Raw genomic sequence first — 20719 nt, forward strand, 5'->3', positions numbered from 1 at the left:
TGGGTAACGTCTGCGCGGTCATAATTCACGGCCCCGTAAAAGGAGATCAAATGCACGTTGCTGCCCGGCCCTATCTGGCTGCGGGTGTGGCGCTGGTGGGCGCCAGTGCCCTCGCGCTCAGTCCCATCGCTCCGATCCCGGAAATCCAACTTCCGGAGATGCACGCCTCGTCCGCAGCGGTGGAGCTCTCGGCGCTGACCAACCCCCTCGAACTGTGGGGACAGGTCATCACAACTGCGTCCCAGAATGTGGGCAGCCAGTTCGAGACGTGGCTCGAGGACCCCGCCCCGATCCTCAGGCAGATCATCGCCAACCAGCTGTACAGCGCAAATGTCCTGATCACCACGATGCAAGGGCTGGGTGACGCCTACGCCTCGGCACTGTCCCCCGACAATCCGTTCGGCGCGCCCGCGACAATCCAGCAGGCGTTCGGTCAGATCGCGGCCGGGCAGGTCGAAGCCGGGATCCTCACCCTCTCATCGCTCGGCTTGGTTCTCGGACTGCCGCTGATCAACGCCAGCTTCCCCATTGCGGGCGTTCTCGCTCAGCCGTTCACGAACCTCGGGAAGCTGGTCAACATCATCCCGTCGGTGTTGCCGGCAGTGCTGCTGTACGGGGTGATCGGCCCGATGAACTCGTCGCTCGTTGCCACTGGTCACGTCATTGACAGCCTCGGGAGCGCCCTGCGCACCGGCGATCTGGCAGGGTTCGTGAACGCCATGGTGAACGCCCCGGCCACGGTCACCGGCGCATTCCTCAACGGATTCGTTTCCGGCGGCTTCGACCAAGGCGGTTTCCTCGGTAACAGTGGCGGCGCCGCGTTCTCCGCTGTCGGCGCCATACTGGGCGCGATCAAGACCTTGGCCAACGCGATCGCGACACCCGGTGCGGATCGCGACAATCTGTTGGGCAACTTGTCTGGGTTGTCGGCCTTTGGATTGAGCACCACGACCGCCGAGAAGTCCGCAACGGACGTGACTGCCACGCCGAGTCTCACCGCCACGATGGTGTCGCTGAACGGAACGTCGCAGAAGGACACCGTCTCGGCCTCGCCTGACAGCGCCCCCGTGGAGGCCGCGACCGAGCCCACCGTGGACACGCCCGCCACCGCGCCGGTGGTCGACGTGACCACTCCGGAGGTCACACCGGAACCGGCAACACCGATCGCGGCGGAAACTCCGGCCGACGTCACGGAAACTGTGCCATCCGAGGCGAACCCGGCCGCACCGGCCGACGGTGAAGCCACCGACACCACCGCCACGCCCGTCGATACCAAGGACGGCAACAAAGTGGTGCCAGTCGTCAAGGCCGGGGCCAACAACAAGTCCGGCAATCAGACCCAGGCGGGGCTCAACGCCCTCAGCGATCAGGTCGGGGCCGCAGCCAAGAACTTCGGCGACGGCATCAAGAAGGCCCTCGGCGGAAACCGCACCACCTCCAGCGCCAACTCGAGCAGCAGCACCGGCAGCGACACCGGCGGCAGCAACGAGTAACCGCATCGGCTAGTTAGCCAGATAGGCCCCTCCTTCAACCCGAAGGAGGGGCCTATCCGCGAGTTCTTCCCACCCGAGCGCTCATTGAGACTGCATCCAGGGTCGTGAATCGCGCTGGATCACGACCCTGGTTGCAGTCTCACCGCCGCGCGGCCGGCCACGCATCACGGCCGAATGGGCACGCAGAATGCTTGCGCTGGGCAATAATGCCGCGGTGGAATTGACACCTGAGCTGCGGCCGCTCGCGCAACGCCTGTGGGACGACGCCCGGCGCCGGCCGACGCATCTGCGCCCCGGCGCACTCCCCGGACCGTTGCGTGCGCTGGCGATCGTCAGTTGGATCGGCGCGGCGATCATGCTGGCATTCGGCTTCATTCCCGGGCTCTTCGTTCCCGAGGAGCACTCGCTGTTCGACGGCGAACTGGTCTTCAAGTACTCGCCGACTTGGCCTCTGCTGTGCGGTATCGCCATCGGTTCCGGCATCGCGGCCGTCGGCTATGTGTACACGGCCACCAGCGAGAACGCCCCGCGACACCACGCCGCCCTGGCCTGGTGCGCCGGTATCGCCACTCCGCTGATCCCCGTCCTGGTTCTGGCGATCGACCGTTCGTGGCAGGCGATTCCGGCGGCCGCCTCATGGCTCGCCGCTGCCACCATCGTGATCACCTGTGTCCACGTCCTCCGCCGGCCGGCCGGACCGTGGCTCAGCATCTTGCTCGCCTGCTTGGTCGCCGCGCCGTGGATCCCGTCCATTTACGCGAACATCACGTTCGGGCGCGCCCTGAACGCCGACGTGCCAGCAGATCCCAACGATCTGCTCGTCATGCTAGGCGCGGACATCTCGACGCAGATATATGTTCCCGGCATTGCGCTCGCGTTCATCGCCGCCATGGCCACCGGCGGTGTGGCGCTCGCCGCGCACTCGCGGTCCGCCATCGCCCACCACGTCTCCCGACATCGCGCGGGCTGGGGATTCACCGCGGTCCTCTGCGTGATCGCGCTCGTGGTCGTGGTGCTCGAGGTCAACAACGTTGCCGGTATCTCCTCGGGCTTCCTCGAGAACTACTGGGCCCTCGGAGACCTGGGCACGTGGCCGCACGCCATCGCGGTCTCAGTCGCGATTGCCTACGTGACGCAGCACTCGTTCCAGGCACCGCTGAGCCAACGTGGCGATGTGGCCACGACATTGGCCATCGGCGTCAGCGCCCTGTCAATCCAAATCGTCATCGCCATCGTTATGGTCGTGAACCTGACCGCGAATGCGATCACCGGGCCGGTACGGGACACCATCGCCCCGCCAGCTGAAGCCGGGCTGTTCATTATGTGGCTGGCGCTGCTGACGTTGGTTCCCATCGCGGTACGAGCGGGATGGCGCGGCACGGTAGGCCAGATGGTCGCCAGGGTTGGTCTGCTGTTCCTGGTTCCGGTGTACATCGCCGTCACAGCAGATCAGTTGGGTTTCGTCTGGACCGTGCCATTCTGGGCGAAGCCATCCCAGATCGTCATATGCCTGACGGTAATTTGTTGCGCTGCAACGATATTAGGTCTGCTTGGGCGACCGACACCGATCTCGCCCGAGATGGCGAACCGGTTGGTGCTGATCCCCCTGCTGATCGTTGTCGGAGCATCTTGGCTGCCGAACGTCATTGCCACCCCACTGACGCCGATCATCGCGGTCACGGCTGCACTGTTCGCGCTGCTGTGGGCGATGCCGCCGGGGGCCGGACATGCGCACACCGGCGTGGTCCTCACGGTGTCGGCACAGTTATTCCTGGTCGCCGCCGCTGCGGGGATCGTCACCATCTATCCCGGCATCTCGGCTGGCGACACGACGCTCGCACTGCTGCTCTTCGCCGTTCCGTTAAGCGCCCTGCTGTGTGCCAACGTGAGACCCGCTGAGGAGCCAACCTCCGATGAGCCGGACGACATGCCCGAGGAGGTGTCGCCGGCAAGGGCGATCTAGGCAGCCGCCGCGGCCCTAATCTGGGCCGCGACGCTGACATCGTCGCTTTCGAATTGCGCCAGTAGCGTTTTCAAGTTCACGGTGTGCTCCGCCGCCAGCTGGCGGACATGCATATCGTTCGTCGGGCTGATCTTCGCGTACCCGGCGAGCGGGCTGCCGGGCACTAGGCTCACCGTCCCGTCGTCGGCCACCCCCCACCCCTGACCCTCTAGTTTGGCCACGCACTCCAGGACTTGCGAGCGACTGTTCGTGAAGCGGGACTTCGCCTGGTCGAGCGCCTCCCCCAGCCTGTTCAACTCTGCCGTGAGTTGTTCCAACTTCACTACGATCTCATCGCTACGGTTCTGCGCCTCGTCCCCGGCGTTGCCCAAGACAGCACGCGTCATGTCCTGTTGCCTCTGCAGAGCGATCGAGGCCGACGTCACGAGGGCGCGCTCACTTACGATGAGGATCGTCGCGTCGATCCACTTCGTGTCGGTCGCCTCGACCTGACTGATCGTGATCATCGTGGGCTAGAGGTTCGTCGGGTCGGACAGGTTCGCGGCGGCGTCGGCATCGGTCGCCTCGTAGCGCTCCGCGGCCAGGCTAAGGGCCGCGGCCTGCTTGTTCATATCGCGGACGACGTCGTCGATGAGGGCGTCGAAGGCCTCTCCCGCGACGACACACGCGTCGGCGGTATCTAACCCGGCAAGCGCGCCCGGCGCGCTTCCGAGGTCCTCACCCAGCCTTGTCGCTGCCGTCCGATCGGCAATTTCCTGCTGTGTGCGCGAGAGTCGCCGCAACTCGTCGGGATCGAACTTCAGGGGGCGAGCGGGCACAGCAGTGATCCTATTCCTCGTGCGTGGTCCGTCGACGCACCAAATTGCGAACCGAGGCTGTCCCCCGATCGGTGGACAGCGGATTCACCCCCTGTCTCCACCACTCACCCGACATACACCCGCCTGGAACCGCGACATAGTTATCTCATCGCCGATAACACCGACAGAGAAACCAAAAGCACACCCAGACAGAAGGATTCAGAAATGACCAGCATCGCACGCCTGATCGCACTGCCCATCGTCTCCGCCGGCATCATTGGCGGCGCCGCCCTCGGACTGGCCGGCATGGCCAACGCCCAAACCGCACAGGCTCCCACCGGCCCCGGCTACTCCTACGCCCCCGTCGTCAAGGCCCACCCCGCACCCACCCAGACCCCCGGCTGGCACAACCACCACGGCCCCCAGCACGTCGCCGGCCTCTCCACCCGCTAAACCCGAACTCTGAGGCCGTCAGCCGTTTCGGCGATAGCCGCTCGGTGAGACACCCACCCGACGCCTGAAGGCGGTCGCGAAGTGGTTCGGTGTGGAGAATCCGACAGCGGCGCTGATCTCGGTGATGGTGAGCGAGGTACTCAGCAGCTGCGACTTGGCCCGATCGATGCGCCGGTCCAGCAGGAACTGATACGGCGTGGTGTGGAACGCGGCGGCGAACGCCTTGATGAACTTGCCCACGGACATCCCGGCGAGATCCGCGAGCGCCTCCAGCGTGATCTCCGAGTCCAGACCGTCCTCGACGAACTCGAAGAGTGCGGATCGAGTCGCGGCGTCCAGAACGTCGGGCTCCGGCCTGAGTCGGCGCTGAGGCCGAGACCGGGCGTAGGTGCAGGTGACCACAATGTGCAGCCGCAGTGACTCTGCCAGCGAGTCCCTGAGCAACCGGGACATCCCGTCATCGCGACCGACGAGCGTGGCCAAACCCTCAGTCAGCTGATGGATGAGTGGATCGCGCTTCTTGACTCGCGGCAGTGCCGCACTACCGACTGCTTGAGCGGGAATGGCGATCTCGCAGAATCCCGTTGGCTCGCCACCCTGGACAACCGACGCACGCCGCTCCCCTGCGGGCACCACCCAGACATCGCCAACCTGAGGTGGGCCGCCGCCCGTCGGCCCCCAGTCGACATCGGTATCCATCGATCGCAGACTGCCCTGGCGATGCACATAGATCAGGTGCCGTGAGTCGTCGAAACAACTCCAGTCGGTAGGGGTCTGAACTTGCTCGGTGTCGAACCGAAGACGTAAGCCACGTGCCGCCAGATCTTGCCGAGCCAGCACGATCCGCGGTGTCAGAGGCTGCTCACCGTTCAGCGACACGGCGGAAGCCTACAAGCCCAGCGGGCCTGCGCTTCCCGTTATGGGACAAGTGAACCACTATCGAGCATCCGAGCGTCGACCTCAGAGACGTGCGCGCCGGCCCGCGGCGACCAAAGCGGTGGAGGCCACCCGCACTGAACCGTCCGGGCCGGAATTCTCCGCCGCGAGACGCAGCGCCGGGGCCAGCCGGTCGCGGTCGGCTGGTGTCAGCGCGGCGTAGCCCGGCATGAACCCGTAGAGCCGATCCCGGTCGGCGACGAACTCCTCCAGCGACGGGCTGGTCCAGATCACCTCGACCTCGCGAACCTCGACATCCTCGAATCCGACCGCACCCATCTCCGCCAGCAGGACAGCCGGTGACCGCAGCAGCGTGACACCCTCCTCATCAGGTGGGAACAACGCGATGTCGGGGAACGTCGTGCGCAACGCCTCGACAAGGACGGGCACCGGTCCGACCGTGCGTGGATCCCTCCAGGTGCTGATGCAGCCGTGGCCACCCGTGCGCGTGACGCGCGCCAGCTCGCGAAGGCCTTGGCGCCAGTCCGGGAGATTCACAACCCCGAACATCGAGAAGACCGCGTCGAAGGCACCGTCATGCACCTCGAGTGCCTGGCCGTCCATGACCTGGGCGGTGCAATTCGAGTAGGGGCCGAGCCGTTGCGATAGTCGGGCCACCATGGCGGGTGACAGGTCTGTCGCCAGTACCCGCGCTCCGGTCTGCGCGGCAGCCACACTGAGGCCCCCGGGCCCCGCCGCGACGTCGAGGACGCTCGTGCCCGACGTGATCCCGCCCACCATCGCGAAGGCCGTCGAAACACATTGCCGCGTCAGAGGTTCAGCGGTGGCCTCATAGAACTCGACCATTCCCGATTGCATGGTCTCGTCCATCCGCCGATTCTGCATCCATTCCGCTTCGCTCGGCAACCATGTTTGCCGTCCCGGCAAATCACGGTGCGGGACGCTGGTTGCAGCCGCAGCTGTCGGCGACGGCCAGCACCACCTCCACCGGCACCGGTGCCACACCGTCCGACGGCACCGCATTGAGCGCACGATCGATACCGCGCCGAGCGATCTCACCGATGTCCTGCTGGACGGTGGTCAGCGCCATCTGCGCGTACTCGTTGCGGGCGTCACCGTCGAAAGCGACCACGGGCACGTCATCGGGAACGCGCAGTCCGGCGTCAGTCAGCGCGCGCAGCGCCGCACCGGACTGCAGAAACGTGCTGACCACCAGTCCGTCGGGGACGCCGTGCTCCTCGATCGACGCCCGCACCGCACGGTAGGCGCCGGCCAGGGTCAGATCCGTCGCGATGTGGCGGCCCGAAGCACCCGCGACGGATTGATAGCCCTCGAATCGCTGCCGCACGGTGTCGCGGTCACCGTGTTGGACATGCTGATCGGTGAAGCCGCCGACGAAGGCCGTCGACGTCCGTTCGTGCGCGCCGATGAGATGCTTGGCCGCCAGCGCACCCGCGCGGACGTGGTCGGAGCGCACGATCTGCGTACCCGTGACGCCCCGGTTGCTGTGCACCCACACCAGCGGGATGCGGGACGCCTCGCACACCTGGCCGACCGCGGCACCGTCTACCATCCCGGCGACGAGCAGGCCGTCGACGCCCGCATCGGCGAACGACCTCGCCAGTTCCACCTCGGCCGCCGCGTCGAACCCGGTGCTGCCGGTCAGGATCAGCTGGCGTCGGGAGCGGGCCTCGCTTTCGATCGACCCGGCGAGCATGCCGTAGAACGGCAGCGTCACATCGGGAATCAGCAGCCCGAGCTGACCCCACCTCGTCCTGCGCCGCAGTGCGCGGGCATGGCGGTCGGGCCGGTAGTCCAGATCGGTGACGGCCTCAATCACGCGGGCCCGCAAGGCATCCGACACGCGTTTGCCGCCGGGGTTCAGCACATAGCTGACCACAGCCGTCGACGTCCCCGCCCGGCGTGCGACGTCGACGATCGTCACCCGTTTCACGTCATCCCCTCATCGATAGAACGCCGAGCCTACGGATCTCAGCCGTGCTGCTAATCGTTTAGATCCGCCCGATCCGAACCCTGTCTCGGCACGAACATCGTCCGTAGAAATGTCGTTCATGGCCTTAGCTCAACTCAGCGGTGTCACCTACCTCGACCCGGACCGTGCCCACCCGAGCTTCGTGCTCTACACAGCACCCGACGGCGTCACGCGATTGATCGACCTCAACGGGGAGGTCCGCAACGAGTGGCCCTTCGCCGGTGTACCGGCCCGCGTCCTCGACCCGGCGATCAACGGCGGCCGACTCGGCGATATCGGCGTGCAACTGTCCGACGCACCCGATTCCCGGGGCGGCATCTACGCCAACCGCACCGTCGGGCAGGTGTCGTGGACCGGCGAGACGCTCTGGGAGTGGGGTGCGCAGGCACCCGGTGGCGCGGCACGCCAGAACCACGACTGGGAACTGCTACCAAACGGCAACTTCCTGCTCCTGGTCACGATCCCCCGCGTGGTTCCCGGGCTCGGCGACGAACCCGTCGGCGACCAGGGCCTCTACGAGGTGACCCCGGCGGGCGACATCGTCTGGGAATGGCTTGCGGGCGATCACCTCTCGGAGTTCGGCTTCTCCCCCGAAGGGTTGGCCTCGCTGCGAGCGGCGGCCGTCCGGGACCCCAGAAATCCATGGGGCTACCTGGAGATCAACAGCGCCAAGACAATCGGTCCGAACAAGTGGCACCGCGCGGACCCGCAGTCGGTGTTCGGACCGGACAACATCCTGATCGGCGCCCGCAAGGCCAATGTCATCCTGCTCATCGACAAGCGCAGCGGCGCCATCACATGGCGGTTGGGGCCCTATTTCGAGGCCATTCCCGGTTCGGAGCATCAGCGGATCAACACCCACCACGTGCCGCGTCCCCTCGATCAGATCTCGGGTCAGCACAACCCGCACGTCATCGCCGACGGTCTGCCGGGGGCGGGCAACGTGTTGATCTTCGACAATCAGGGCGGCGCCGGCTATCCGCCTGCCCCCCTGGGCATTTACGCGGGTTCCCGTGTCCTGGAGGTGAACCCGGTCACGCGCGACATCGTGTGGCAGTACACCGCGGAGGACTCCGGCCAGCCGACGTGGACGTTCTTCAGCTCGTTCGTCAGCAACGCCCAACGCCTGCCCAACGGCAACACGCTCATCACCGAGGGCATGCAGGGCCGACTGTTCCAGGTGACGCCGGACGGCCAGATCGTGTGGGAGTACTTCACCCCCTCCACCGGGCTCGGCGTGGCGGGCGAGCCGGAGGTCAAGACACCCCGCGTGCCAGGCGTCGACCGGCTGAGCGAGACAAGAATGATCTACCGCTCACAGGCTGTCCCCTTCGACTGGGTGCCCGCAGGAACGCCCCACTCGCAGAAGCCGATCGACAGAAGATTCGGTTGAGCGTGCGGAGCCGGGGCGGACGCGCGGCCGCGCTGGCGGTAGGGCTGGCGATCGTCGTGCTGCTGTGGTCGGTGGTCGCCGCGGCGGGCGTCTTCCCGCGCGCGCTCTTCCCCACCATCGGAGAGATCGGCAGCGCCGGCTGGGGCATGATCACCCGGGGCGACCTCGGGCCGGACATCCACGCCAGCCTGCTGCGCGCCGCGGCGGGATTCGGCATCGGGGCCATCACGGGTTTCGTGCTCGCCGTGCTGACCGCCGCGACCACGGCGGGCCGACTGCTCATGCAGCCGATACTGCGACTCTTCGCGCCCATTCCGACGATCGGCCTGGTGCCGCTGGCGATCCTGTGGTTCGGCCTCGGCGAGGAGAGCAAGGCGATCGTCGTGGCGCTCGGAGTGTTCGTCCCGGTGTGGATCAACAGCCACGCAGGGCTGTCGACGACCCCGGTCGACTTCATCCAGGCCGCCCGCTGCCTCGGCGCATCACGGTGGCACACACTGACCAGGGTCGTCATCCCCGAGGCCGCCCCCGATATCGCCGCGGGCCTAAGAGTCGGCGCAGCAATGGCATTCGTGCTCATCGTGGTGGCCGAGATGACCGGCACCACCAACGGGCTCGGCTATCGCATCTACCAGTCACAGCTCTTCTCCCAGGCCGACCGACTGATCTTCTGCCTCGTCGTCCTCGGGATCCTCGGTGCCGTCGTCGATCAACTGCTGGTCCGGATCACCGCGCCGGCGACCCGGTGGGCCGAACAGGAGCGATGACGTGACACTGCGTGCGCACGGCCTGAGCGTCCGCCACGTCGGTCAGACGGAACCCTCGCTGCGTGATGTCGACCTTGAGTTCCCCGACGGATCATTCACGGTGCTGGTCGGCCCGTCCGGCAGCGGAAAGTCCACCCTTCTGTACTGCCTGGCGGGCCTCCTGCAGCCAACCGAGGGACACGTCACCGACGGTGATGAGGTCGTCACCCGCCCGGATCCGCGACGTGGCATGGCCTTTCAACGCGACATCCTGTTTCCCTGGATGAGCGTCGAGTCGAACCTGAACTTCGCGCTCCGAGCCAGGTCACTACCCTCGCGGGAACGCCCGGCCAAGGTCAGGGAGCTACTGGCCGCCGTCGGACTCTCCGAAGACGTTGCGCGGCAGAGACCCAACCAGCTCTCGGGTGGGATGCGCCAACGCGTGGGCCTTGCGCGTGTGCTCGCAGGCGAGCCCGACGTCATGCTCATGGACGAGCCGTTCGCCGCGCTGGACGCCCAGACCCGCTTGCGCATGCAGGATCTGGTGGTCGAACTGTGGTCTCGGCTGCGGCGGACCGTCGTCTTCGTCACCCATGACGTCGATGAGGCGATCCGCCTGTCCGACAGGATCGTCGTGCTGTCCGACGGCGGTGTGCGCAGCTGTGTGGACAACCCGCTCCCGAGGCCCCGGCCCGCTGACAGCCTCGCCGAGCTCGACGGCTACAGCGCGATCAGACGATGGCTACACCACGAACTGGATCCCACCCCAACCACTCTCACCCCCATAGGAGATCACCGATGAGACACCTCAAGCGCCGCACCGCCGGTGCACTACTGGCCGCCGCGGCGATAATCGCAGCCGCCACCGGATGCACATCGAACTCGAGTGCCGAACGCGAACTTACCGTCGGTTTCGTCGTCGACCCGTCGTGGTCACACATCCCGGTTGCCGCGCAGGAGGGCTACTTCGAGAAGCAGGGCATCAAGGTCAACGTCATCAACTTCTCCACCGGTGTCGAGGCGTTGCAGGCGCTCACCGCGGGCCAGGTCGACGTCACCACCGCGGCAGCGGTGCCGTCCTCGGCGGCCCTGGTCAAGACCCCGTCGCTGCGGGTCGTCGCCGACGGGTCGCGGTGGAACGGGTCGCGCATCGTCGCCCGCAAGGAGTCGGGCATCACCAGCCTGGCCGACCTCGGCGGCAAGAGCATCGGCACACCGCTGGGCACCAGCGCCGCCTACTTCGCCACCAGCGTGCTCGAGAGTTCGGGCGTTGACGCCAAACTCGTCCAGGTCGCACCGTCGGCGATGGTGACGGCGGCGACGCAGGGCAACGTCGACGCGATCTCCATCTTCCAGCCGTATCAAGCGCAGACCATCGCGGCACTTGGCGAGGACGCCGTGTTGCTCAAGCCGGGGACGGACGCCTTCGTCGACCACTGCCTGTATCTGACCACCGAGTCGGCGGCCAAGGACAAGACCGCGGATCTCGAGTCGTTCTTCACCGCACTCGGCGAGGCGAGCAAGGACCTCACCAACCAGACCGATGGCGCCGTGTCCGCCGTCGCCGAAGCGACTCAACTCGATCCCACACTGGTCAAGAGCGTGCTGTCGGAGTACGACTTCACGCTGCAACTGCAACCGACGCTGGCCGACGACCTCGCCAGGCTCGGTGCGTGGGCCAAGGCCAACGACAAGATCGACGCCAACGCCACGCTGCCCGACTACGCGCAGCGTCTCGACAATCAGTTCGTCAAGTAGCGGCTACGATCGATCAGATTGCACTGAGGGTTGCCAATCTCGCCGAAACGCGACCCTCAGTGCAATCTCGGCGCCAAGACGCCGCGACCGGCGCACCATGAATTGATGTACACCGCGGTCGACGAGATCGGTGCTGGCGTGTTCCGGTTGTCCACGTGGATTCCGGACATTACCGAGCACGGCTTCACCTTCAATCAGTTCCTGCTCACCGGTGACGAGCCCTTTCTCTTCCACACCGGTCAGCGATTCCTCTTCCCCCACGTGAGCGCGGCCATCGAACGGGTCATCCCGCTCGAGGCTCTGCGCTGGATCTCATTCGGCCACCTGGAGGCCGACGAGTGCGGCGCGATGAACATGTTCCTGCACGCCGCTCCGGACGCCGAGGTGATCCACGGCCCGTTGGCGTGCGGGCTCTCGCTGACCGACATGTGCGACCGGCCGCCCGTGGTGGCCACGGCCGAACCGCACGACATCGGCGGCCACCGGCTGCGCTTCATCGCCACCCCGCACGTCCCGCACAACTGGGAAGCGGGTCTGTGGTTCGACGAGACCACCTCGACGCTGCTGGCCGGCGACCTGTTCACCCACGTGGGTCGGTGCCCACCGCTGACCGAGGGTGACGTGGTCGCCCCCGCGCTCGAGGCTGAGGGCATGTTCCACGCCACGGGCCTCACCACCAATCTGGCGCCCACACTCGAGTTTCTCGCCCGGCTGGAGCCGACGACGCTCGCGCTCATGCACGGCAGCTCCTTCCGCGGCGACGGTGCAGCGCAACTGCGGGAGCTGTCGAGGGGCTACGCGGCAATGAACACGGCTTCATAACCATCGCCGGTCACGAGTTTCACACCAGGAACCCCCTGGGTACCGTGGCGGAGTGCGGGTAATGAGTCGGGGAGCGCTACGGGCGCTGACGTGCGCGGCGCTGCTTGGCATCGCCACGCTGACCGGCTGCACCTCCACGACCGACGGGAATCCCCGCTCTGCGGCGCAGAACCCCACCGAGCCGACCTTCCCGACGGAACGGCCGAGCAGGACGTCCGCGACGCCCCCGCCCACTTTCACGCCTCCGCCGACCCTCACCCCACCTGCCGGCGCCGAGGCGCTGCCGCCGCAGAACGGCTACGTGTTCATTCAGACGAAGTCGGGCAAGACGCGCTGCCAGATCAGCGCGGAGGAGGTCGGCTGCGAGGCACCCTTCACCAACTCGCCGAAGGTCGACGGGTCACCGGCCAACGGTGTCCGGCTGACCGCCGACGGTGACGAGCAGTGGGTCCTGGGCAATCTGGGCGACATTCCCGCTGTAACCCTGGATTACCGCGCCTACACCGCGGTCGGGTGGACCATCGAGGCCAGTGAGGCCGGCACCAAGTTCGTCAACAACACCACCGGCCGCGGCATGTTCGTGGCCATCGAGAATGTCGACGTGTTCTGACCAGCACAGTTTTCTAACGGGGGATTCAGATGTCAGTTGCCCAGTCCGAGCGGGCGGGGCTCGTCACCACGATGCGTGGCGTCGGCCCCGATCACCCCACACTGTGCGGTGACTGGACCACCCGGGATCTCGCAGCGCACCTTGTGATCCGCGAGCGTCGCATCGATGCCGCGCCCGGCATCCTCATTCCGAAACTCGCCGGGTACACCGAGCGCGTACAGAATCAGGTGGCCGCCGAGAACGACTGGAATGTGCTGCTCGACCAGATCGCCTCCGGCCCGCCGACGCTGTCGCCGTTCAAGCTACTCGATCCGCTGATCAACGCCGGCGAGATGTTCATCCACCACGAGGACGTCCGCCGGGCCGCAAGCGGTTGGGAACCAAGGGATCTCGATGACGCGACGACCGCCGCAGTGGCACGTCAGGTGCCGCTCATGGGGCGCATGACGATGTCGAAGACACCCTTCAGTGTGGCGCTGCGCACCCCGGAGGGTAAGACGCTGGCCAACTTCGGGCGCGGACCCAGCGTGACGGTCACCGGGGAACCGGCCGAGCTTCTGCTGTTCGTGTCCGGCCGCGACCAGGTTCGCGTGACCTTCTCCGGCGATGACGACGCTGTGCGCGCCGTACGTGAAGGGCGCGCGGGGCTCTAGGCTGGCCGCCATGGACTTCCGGGTATTCGTCGAACCGCAGCAGGGCGCCACTTACGGAGATCAGCTCGCCGTCGCTTCGACCGCCGAGGCGGCGGGCTACTCGGCGTTCTTCCGGTCCGATCACTACCTGGCGATGAGCGGTGACGGCCTGCCCGGCCCCACCGACTCCTGGGTGACGCTGGGCGGCATCGCTCGCGAGACCTCGACCATCAGGCTCGGCACGATGGTCACCTCCGCCACGTTCCGGCACCCCGGCGTGCTGGCGATCTCCGTCGCCCAGGTGGACGAGATGAGCGGTGGCCGTGTGGAACTCGGCATCGGCGCGGGCTGGTTCGAGTCCGAGCACCAGGCGTACGCGATCCCGTTCCCCGCGCTGGGTGAGCGCTTCGACCGCCTTGGCGAACAGCTCGACATCCTGACCGGGCTGTGGACCACGCCAACCGGGCAGACCTTCGACTACACCGGAACGCACTACAGCGTCGTCGACTCACCCGGACTGCCCAAGCCCGTGCAGACCCCGCATCCGCCGATCATCATCGGCGGCGGCGGACCCAAGCGCACCCCCGCTCTGACGGCCAAGCACGCAACGGAGTTCAACATCCCGTTCGTGCCGCTGGACACGCTCAAGGCGCAGTACGCCCGGGTGGCGGCGGCCGTCGCCGACGCCGGCCGGGCCCCCGACTCGCTGACCTACTCGGCGGCATTCGTGCTGTGCGCAGGCCGCGACGACGCCGAGGTGACGCGTCGCGCGGCCGCCATCGGACGTGAGGTCGACGAACTGCGCAGCAACTCACCGCTCGCGGGCACGCCGGGCGAGATCGTGGACCGGCTGGCGCCGTTCGTCGAGGCCGGTGTGCAGCGCGTCTACCTACAGACGCTGGACATGTCCGATCTCGACCATCTCGAGTTCTTCGCCACCGAGGTGATCCCCCAGCTCGGCTGACCGGGCACCCCGACCGCCGGCGCGGCTACTATCAGTGCCCGTGACCGGCGACAGTGACAACCGCGACTCGGGCGAACCGCCAGAGCCCGCGTGGCACGAGCAAACGTCAACCCTGGTCGCCGCGAGCGCAGCGGCCATCGCCGTCCTCCTGATCGGCTACTTCCTGATCTCGACGATCGTCGGTGACGACGACCCCGACCCTGCCCGGCAGTACTACCTGGAGCCCAGTGCCACCTCCAGTCGCACGTCATCAACGACGACGACCCAGACGGTGACCAGCACACGCGCGCCGATCACCACCGACATCAATCCGGGCGACGAGACGACCACGTCTGGCACGGAGACCACCTCGGGTACCGAGACGACCTCGGGCGACGAGACGACGACGTCGGAGACCAGCGAAACCACGACGACGACCACGGAGACGACCGAGGAGACGACGACGGAGACGACCGAGGACGGAACCTCCCGGACACGACCCCGCCTCAACGAGACACGCACGCTCTACCCTCGGCCCTGACCGGTCGGCCGCATAGCATCTCCCTACATGACTCGTAGCGGACCTCCCGACGATCCCAACGATCCCAACTACTACTCGGACAGCGAACCCACCGCCTACGCGAACTACGGCACCGGCGGCTACGCCGAGCAGGGCTATCCGGGCGAGCCGACGCAGCAGATCTCGTATCCGCCCGAACCCGAGACACCCTGGTACCGCAAGCCGCCCGCACTGGTGGGATTCGGCGCCGTGGCCGCGCTCCTGGTCGCGGCGATCATCTACGTCGCGTTCAACATGGGCGCAGACGACTCCGCGCCGTCGGACGCCACGACCACCAGTTCGCAGACCAGCACGTCGGCCGCCGTCGTACCCGCGCCTAGCGGCACCGTGACCGTCACGCAGTCACCGACCGCCACCGAGACCACCGCGCCACCGACGACGACCGAGTCGACGTCCACCACCACGACGACAACCACCACCCCCACCACCACGACGACGACCACCACCACCACGGTTCCGCCGACGACGAGCACGAGCACCAGCACCGTCACCGAGACCAAGACGGAGACCCAGACGGTGACACCACCTGCGCCGGAGGCCGAGCAGCCCTGATCCGGGCGGTCCCGCCGGGCCCCCTACCCCTGGACTCCGACAGATTCGGTGTGTCTGCCCGGAGTTATCCACAGTCGTGAATTCATCCACAGATCGCCGCGACCAGCGACTTTCCTTCTGCCATGAGCCCAGCGAGCGGGTAAATTCGTACACATGTTCGATGAATTGGTGGCCGAGGCTTCCCCCGCCCGTGGGGGTACCGCCATCGGGGCATGGGCGCGGGTGGAGGCCGCAGCCTGCGCCCGCCGCCTGACCGCGATGGTCGCCATCCTCGATGCCCGCCAATCCGCCGACGACTCCGCCTCCCGCGAGCAGTGGTACCTCGACAACTGGGCAGCGGTCTGCGCCGAGATCGGCGCCGCCCAACAGATCACCCCCGCGGCCGCCTCCAGCCAACTGCTGGTCGCGACCTCACTGCGCGACCGGCTACCCAAGGTCGCCGCGGTGTTCGCCGACGGTGGCCTGACCTACCAGCTGGCCTCGACCATCGTATGGCGCACCGCAGCGATCAGGGATCCTGCCGCACTACGCGCGGTGGACACCGAACTGGCCGAGGCATTGACCGATTGGCCGGCGATGTCACAGCAGAAAACGGTCGACGCGATCGACGCCTTCGTGATCCGCCACGACCCCCACGCGCTGCGCCGCACCCAGAACCGCGCCCGCGGCCGATCGGTGAACATCGACATCAACGACGCCTCCGGCCTGGCGACACTGTGGGGTGAGCTGTTCGCCCACGACGCCAAAGCCCTGAACCAACGTCTCGACACCCTCACCGACACCGTCTGCGACTCCGATCCCCGCACCCGCGATCAACGCCGCGCCGACGCACTCGGCGCACTGGCCAACGGCGCGGACCGGCTGGCCTGCCTGTGCGGCCAACCCGACTGCGACGTGGCACCGGCCCGCAGTTCCGCGGTGATCTACGTGATCACCCACGACGACACCCTCACCGATCAGTCCGAGGCAACCAAACGGCAGGACGCCGCCCTCGACGGAAAGCAGCCCCGACTGTTCGACAAGCCGGTGCGCGAGCTCACACTGACCGAGGCCCTGACCGACACCGACCCCGGCGAGCCCGCGACCACCCGCCCCGGAGTGATGCTCGGCGGCCCGGTCCTGGCCGGCCCGATCATCCGCCGCCTCGCACTGCAGGCCGTGATCAAACGCATCATCCACCCCGGCAACAAGCCACCAGAACCGCGCTATACCCCATCGAGCGCGCTGGCCGACTTCGTGCGCTGCCGCGACCTCACGTGCCGGTTCCCGGGCTGCGACATCTCCGCCGAGCGCTGCGACATCGACCACACCATCCCGCACCCCACCGGCGCCACCTGCGCGTCGAACCTCAAGTGCCTCTGCAGATTTCACCATCTGCTCAAAACCTTCTGGAACGGGCCCAAAGGTTGGCGCGACCGCCAACTACCCGACGGAACGGTCATCTGGATCGCGCCGGGCGGGCAGACCTACCGCACCCGGCCAGGTAGCTACCTACTGTTCCCGTCGCTGTGCAAACCCACCGCGCCCGTCGCTACCAGCACCGTGCGCGACGCCACCCCCAACATCGGGCTCACCATGCCCCGCCGCGAGACCACCCGCGCAGAGGACCGCAGCCGACGCATCGACGAGGAGCGCCGAGAGAATGAGCAGGCGGCGCAGCTGGCGATGGCCGACTCCATCCCACCGTTCTAACGGTTGTGTGCCGCATAGTCGGCTACCAGCGCCTCGGCGCTGCGCACCGCGGCCCGGCAGGCACGAGTGGTGAACGGATCGTTCAGCGGGTGGTCGGCGCGGCGCCGCCACCGCTGGGCTGCGGCGAATGCGGCACGTGGCCCGTCGTATGGCGCGTCGGGCTGCAGCCCCAGCCGGCTCGCGGCGTCGGTGCCCGAACCGCCGATGATGCGGCGCAGCGAGGCCATCTCGTCGTCGTTGAGCGTCGTCTGCCGTGACCGCAACAGGCTGAGCAACCGGAGCTCCTCGAAGGCGTGCGTGTCGGCGAGCAGCGGGTCGATATCGGCCAGGATGTAGGGCGCGGCGTAGATCGGGTTGGCCTCGACGAAGCGCCGCAGCGACACCAGCGCGGTGTGGGCCTTGAGCAGATCGGAGCGCTGCGCGAACTGCTGGTCGATGACGTCGCGCAGCGCGATCAGGCCGCTGCGCTCCAGCAGTTCGTCGGCGAGTGCCACCGAGTCGCTGATTCCCGCGCGCAGCACCGCGATCGAGATCCGGATGCCGAACATCCCGAACCGGTCCAGCAGCGCGGCGCGGGTCGCCGCGTCGACGGGCAGCGCGGCATCCTCACGGACGAACCGGTCAACCGAGAGCATCGCCTTGGTCAACTCCGCCGCATCGACGCCGGCCAGCTTCTCGAGCGCGACGAACTCACTCTGCCGCAGTGTGCGCCCGGTCAGCGCGAGCAGACCCGACACCGGGACGACGGCCTGACAGATTCCCGTCTTGTCCATCTCGGCGGTGAACCGGGTTGCGACGTCCTTGGCCGACAGCATCGCGTCGATGCGCCCGGCGCCGATCTCGTCGGCGCGCGATGCCACCCCGATGACACCGAGCGCACCCGAGGACCCACCGACGAGGGTGCCGATCTGCTTCAGCAGCGCGATATCGGCGGCGTTCAGCGTGCGCAGCAGGAACACCACCGCGTCGACGCGGGGCACGCCGTCATCGGGCACCAGCAGGCGCAGGGTGCGCTCGGAGACGTCGCGGTTCAGCGACGACGTGCCTGGGGTGTCGATGATCGTGGTGTCGATCAGCTCGGCGGCCGGCCAGTCGACGTCGAGATCGACGACGTCGTTGGGGTCGAGGCTGGCGAAGTCGAACGTCAGGCCACGATCAGCGGGGTCACGGGTGATGGGCACATTGGACCGTCGGCCGCCACGGTGATTGGCGGTCACCCGCGGCGTCGGACCGTTGCGGAACCACGTGACGATGCGGGTGGCCTCGGTGGCGTCGGTCGGGGCGATGTCCTCGCCGACCAGCGCGTTGACCAGGGTGGACTTGCCGGCCTTCAGCGTGCCCGCCAGGGCGATGCGGATCGGCTGGTTGAGCCGTCGGCCGATCCACTCGAGTTCGTTGTGCAGATCCGGACGCTGCGCATATGCCGGGTCGGTGCGATACGCCCGCACGGTTCCGGCCAGGATCGCGCGCACTCGATCACTTGTGCTCATCGGCTCACCAGCTTAGGCAGCCTCAGCTCGCGACGGGATCACCCTGCGTCGCGAGGTTCACGGAGTGCTCGGTCACCTGGCGCAGGATGTTGAGCTGACGCTCCAGTTCGGCGACCCTGGTGTTGCGCTCGTTCTCCTCGAGCTTGGCCGCCGACAGCGTGGCCTGCAGCGATTCGTTGAGCGAGCGGGTGGCCTGGTTGGCGATATCGCGGTAGTGGTCGCGGAGCTGACGCTGGACACCCTTGAGCCGATCCCTGGACTCCTTGCTCACCACGAACGACACGTCGTCGACGAAGCGCCGCATGTTGACCTTGGCCTCGTTGCGCACCCGCATCATGCGGTTCTCCATGTCCTCCTTGTAGGCCTTGCGGCCCAGCACCAGACCGGCACCCAGGGACAACGGGTTGAACATGCCCAGGCCCGCGAATGACGTGAGCATGCCGAACATCAGGACGCCGCCGTAGGAGCCCCGCATACCGGTCACCACCTTGTGGCCGGCCTTGATCGGCTTGGCCTCGAGCCTGGCCAGGGACTTGAACTCGCCGAAACTCGCACCGATCTGGCGGGCGTCGACGTTGGGCATCTCGACCGCACCCAGCCCGGCCTCCTCGAAGTTCCGGGCCACCTCCTGGGCCAGCGCGTCGGCCCGCTGGTAGGCCCACACGAAGTTGTCTCCGACCGCGGTGGCGATGGCGTCCTCGAGTTCACCACCGATCTCGGCCCAGTGGTGAGTGGGATCGCAGCCGTCGATGACCTGCTCGGTGTGCTGCGTGATGGCGCGGAACCTGGCCCGCATGTCGTGGTCGACGTCGGCGGTCAGGTCGGCGATGCCGTCGGTGAGCACCTGCTGCCACAGCGCGCTCTGCGCAAGGGCGTCCTGGGCCTCCTGCTTGCGCCGCTCGAGGTCGGCGGTGAGCCGCTCCCGTTCTCCTGGGTCGTTGATCGCCGACAGCTCGGACTCGATGGCCATCGTCAGATGCTCTGCCGCCGAACGCACTTCGGCCAGCACCTGATCGCGGACCCGGTCGTTCTCACGGGACAGCACGCGCTCGCTGAGGAACTTGACGAGCGCCGGGAAGTTGGACTCCTCGTTGAGTTCCTTGTCGTTGAGCGATATGGCATGGCTGCGCAGAACCGACGACACGGGGGTGACCGGCACCGTCACACCCGCGCGCTGCAGGTGGGCCTCATTGGCGGCGACGATCTCGCGCCAGTGCGGGTACAGGTCGATCTTGGTGGCCAGAATGGTTGCCAGCGGGCAGATTTCGACCGCCTGCCGGATGAATGTCATCTCGGGCTCGGTGAACTCCTGGCTGGCGTCACTGATCATCAGCATGGCGTCGGCGTCGGGAAGCAGGCCCAGCGTCGCGGAGAGGTGCGGCTGGCCGTGCCCACCGACACCCGGGGTGTCGACGAACGCCAATCCGTTGCGCAGCAGCGGACTTGGTGCGGTCACCTCGACCCGCAGCACCTCCCGGCGGCCGGCCTGGGGTGCGCGCCGCAGGTCGGTCTGGACCTCGGTCGGCGGAATCGAGATGGCCTCGGGCTCCTCGCCGTCACCCCTGGCGACGATCAGCTTGGCCGAGGCCGTCTCCCCGTAGGACACCACGGTGGCCAGCACGGTGGTCTCGTCGTCGCCGACGCGGGCAACCGGCACGTTGAGAAGCGAGTTCAGCAGCTGGCTCTTGCCCTGCTTGAGCTGGCCGGCGATCACCACGCGGATCTGCGGGTCGTTGATGCGCTCTCTGGCTCTGGCCAGGCGGTCGACCAGGTCTCCACGATCGTTCGTCGTGGCGATCTTGATGCTGTGGTCGATGAGTTCAGTGATGACCTTGACCTTGCGGGGGTCATTGGGTTGCGTCATGGACCTCTCTCGCTCCAAAGGTGTCACCAACCGTAGGCGTG

At 67.2% G+C, this 20719-nt stretch carries 21 protein-coding genes; 14 read left to right on the forward strand and 7 right to left on the reverse strand.

What is annotated here, in order from left to right:
* Positions 1 to 50: 50 nt before the first annotated feature.
* Both ACZY0X_RS04070 and ACZY0X_RS04075 read left to right on the forward strand, forming a co-directional pair.
* Positions 51 to 1493 carry a hypothetical protein gene (locus ACZY0X_RS04070; protein WP_463768294.1) on the forward strand — a complete coding sequence of 481 codons (1443 nt, stop codon included), beginning with the start codon at positions 51 to 53 and terminating at the stop codon, positions 1491 to 1493.
* Positions 1494 to 1707: 214 nt separating this feature from the next.
* On the forward strand, positions 1708 to 3456 hold the full coding sequence (locus tag ACZY0X_RS04075; protein WP_463768296.1) for a hypothetical protein: 1749 nt from the start codon (positions 1708 to 1710) through the stop codon (positions 3454 to 3456).
* Here ACZY0X_RS04075 and ACZY0X_RS04080 read toward each other — a convergent pair.
* On the reverse strand, positions 3453 to 3962 hold the full coding sequence (locus tag ACZY0X_RS04080; RefSeq protein WP_463768297.1) for a hypothetical protein: 510 nt from the start codon (positions 3960 to 3962) through the stop codon (positions 3453 to 3455). The genes ACZY0X_RS04075 and ACZY0X_RS04080 overlap by 4 nt on opposite strands.
* 6 nt (positions 3963 to 3968) lie before the next feature.
* Entirely contained in the window at positions 3969 to 4274 is a 306-nt protein-coding gene (locus ACZY0X_RS04085; RefSeq protein WP_463768298.1) for a type VII secretion target, read from the reverse strand.
* A gap of 204 nt (positions 4275 to 4478) precedes the next feature.
* Between ACZY0X_RS04085 and ACZY0X_RS04090 the strand changes: the two genes are divergently transcribed.
* Entirely contained in the window at positions 4479 to 4706 is a 228-nt protein-coding gene (locus ACZY0X_RS04090) for a hypothetical protein (RefSeq protein ID WP_463768299.1), read from the forward strand.
* Positions 4707 to 4724: 18 nt separating this feature from the next.
* On the opposite strand, the gene ACZY0X_RS04095 is transcribed toward ACZY0X_RS04090, so the two are convergent.
* From ACZY0X_RS04095 to ACZY0X_RS04105, 3 genes are all read right to left on the reverse strand, one after another.
* Positions 4725 to 5405 (reverse strand): helix-turn-helix transcriptional regulator, encoded by a 681-nt coding sequence (locus tag ACZY0X_RS04095; protein ID WP_463768300.1) that lies wholly within the window; start codon positions 5403 to 5405, stop codon positions 4725 to 4727.
* 261 nt (positions 5406 to 5666) lie between these two features.
* Entirely contained in the window at positions 5667 to 6473 is an 807-nt protein-coding gene (locus ACZY0X_RS04100) for a class I SAM-dependent methyltransferase (protein WP_463768301.1), read from the reverse strand.
* Between the two features lie 58 nt (positions 6474 to 6531).
* Positions 6532 to 7557, reverse strand: coding sequence for a LacI family DNA-binding transcriptional regulator (locus ACZY0X_RS04105; RefSeq protein WP_463768302.1), 1026 nt, complete (start codon positions 7555 to 7557; stop codon positions 6532 to 6534).
* A gap of 118 nt (positions 7558 to 7675) precedes the next feature.
* On the opposite strand from ACZY0X_RS04105, the gene ACZY0X_RS04110 reads away from it, so the two are divergent.
* The 11 genes from ACZY0X_RS04110 (at position 7676) to ACZY0X_RS04160 (ending at position 17324) form a co-directional block, all read left to right on the forward strand.
* Complete coding sequence (locus ACZY0X_RS04110; RefSeq protein WP_463768303.1) at positions 7676 to 8989, forward strand: aryl-sulfate sulfotransferase; 1314 nt, start codon at positions 7676 to 7678, stop codon at positions 8987 to 8989.
* A gap of 2 nt (positions 8990 to 8991) precedes the next feature.
* On the forward strand, positions 8992 to 9756 hold the full coding sequence (locus ACZY0X_RS04115; RefSeq protein ID WP_463768767.1) for an ABC transporter permease: 765 nt from the start codon (positions 8992 to 8994) through the stop codon (positions 9754 to 9756).
* 1 nt (position 9757) lies between these two features.
* Positions 9758 to 10537 (forward strand): ABC transporter ATP-binding protein, encoded by a 780-nt coding sequence (locus tag ACZY0X_RS04120; protein WP_463768304.1) that lies wholly within the window; start codon positions 9758 to 9760, stop codon positions 10535 to 10537.
* Entirely contained in the window at positions 10534 to 11493 is a 960-nt protein-coding gene (locus tag ACZY0X_RS04125) for an ABC transporter substrate-binding protein (RefSeq protein ID WP_463768305.1), read from the forward strand. The genes ACZY0X_RS04120 and ACZY0X_RS04125 overlap by 4 nt, the downstream gene beginning before the upstream one ends.
* Before the next feature lie 105 nt (positions 11494 to 11598).
* Complete coding sequence (locus ACZY0X_RS04130) at positions 11599 to 12315, forward strand: oxygen-binding di-iron domain-containing protein (protein WP_463768306.1); 717 nt, start codon at positions 11599 to 11601, stop codon at positions 12313 to 12315.
* A gap of 61 nt (positions 12316 to 12376) precedes the next feature.
* Positions 12377 to 12925, forward strand: a complete 549-nt coding sequence (locus ACZY0X_RS04135) for a hypothetical protein (protein ID WP_463768307.1) — start codon at positions 12377 to 12379, stop codon at positions 12923 to 12925.
* A 29-nt stretch (positions 12926 to 12954) separates the two neighbouring features.
* Positions 12955 to 13578 carry a TIGR03085 family metal-binding protein gene (locus ACZY0X_RS04140; protein ID WP_463768308.1) on the forward strand — a complete coding sequence of 208 codons (624 nt, stop codon included), beginning with the start codon at positions 12955 to 12957 and terminating at the stop codon, positions 13576 to 13578.
* Positions 13579 to 13588: 10 nt separating this feature from the next.
* Positions 13589 to 14521, forward strand: coding sequence for a TIGR03560 family F420-dependent LLM class oxidoreductase (locus ACZY0X_RS04145; protein ID WP_463768309.1), 933 nt, complete (start codon positions 13589 to 13591; stop codon positions 14519 to 14521).
* Positions 14522 to 14561: 40 nt separating this feature from the next.
* Positions 14562 to 15041, forward strand: coding sequence for a hypothetical protein (locus ACZY0X_RS04150; protein ID WP_463768310.1), 480 nt, complete (start codon positions 14562 to 14564; stop codon positions 15039 to 15041).
* 27 nt (positions 15042 to 15068) lie between these two features.
* Complete coding sequence (locus ACZY0X_RS04155) at positions 15069 to 15632, forward strand: hypothetical protein (RefSeq protein WP_463768311.1); 564 nt, start codon at positions 15069 to 15071, stop codon at positions 15630 to 15632.
* A gap of 153 nt (positions 15633 to 15785) precedes the next feature.
* Positions 15786 to 17324, forward strand: a complete 1539-nt coding sequence (locus ACZY0X_RS04160) for an HNH endonuclease signature motif containing protein (protein ID WP_463768312.1) — start codon at positions 15786 to 15788, stop codon at positions 17322 to 17324.
* On the opposite strand, the gene ACZY0X_RS04165 is transcribed toward ACZY0X_RS04160, so the two are convergent.
* Together ACZY0X_RS04165 and ACZY0X_RS04170 are read right to left on the reverse strand one after the other, a co-directional pair.
* Positions 17321 to 18814, reverse strand: coding sequence for a dynamin family protein (locus ACZY0X_RS04165; protein WP_463768313.1), 1494 nt, complete (start codon positions 18812 to 18814; stop codon positions 17321 to 17323). The genes ACZY0X_RS04160 and ACZY0X_RS04165 overlap by 4 nt on opposite strands.
* A 22-nt stretch (positions 18815 to 18836) precedes the next feature.
* The gene (locus ACZY0X_RS04170) at positions 18837 to 20678 is read right to left on the reverse strand and encodes a dynamin family protein (RefSeq protein WP_463768314.1); all 1842 of its coding nucleotides are present in this window, start codon (positions 20676 to 20678) and stop codon (positions 18837 to 18839) included.
* Positions 20679 to 20719 lie beyond the last annotated feature (41 nt).

The sequence above is a fragment of the Mycobacterium sp. IDUB_39 genome (genome assembly GCF_055419205.1).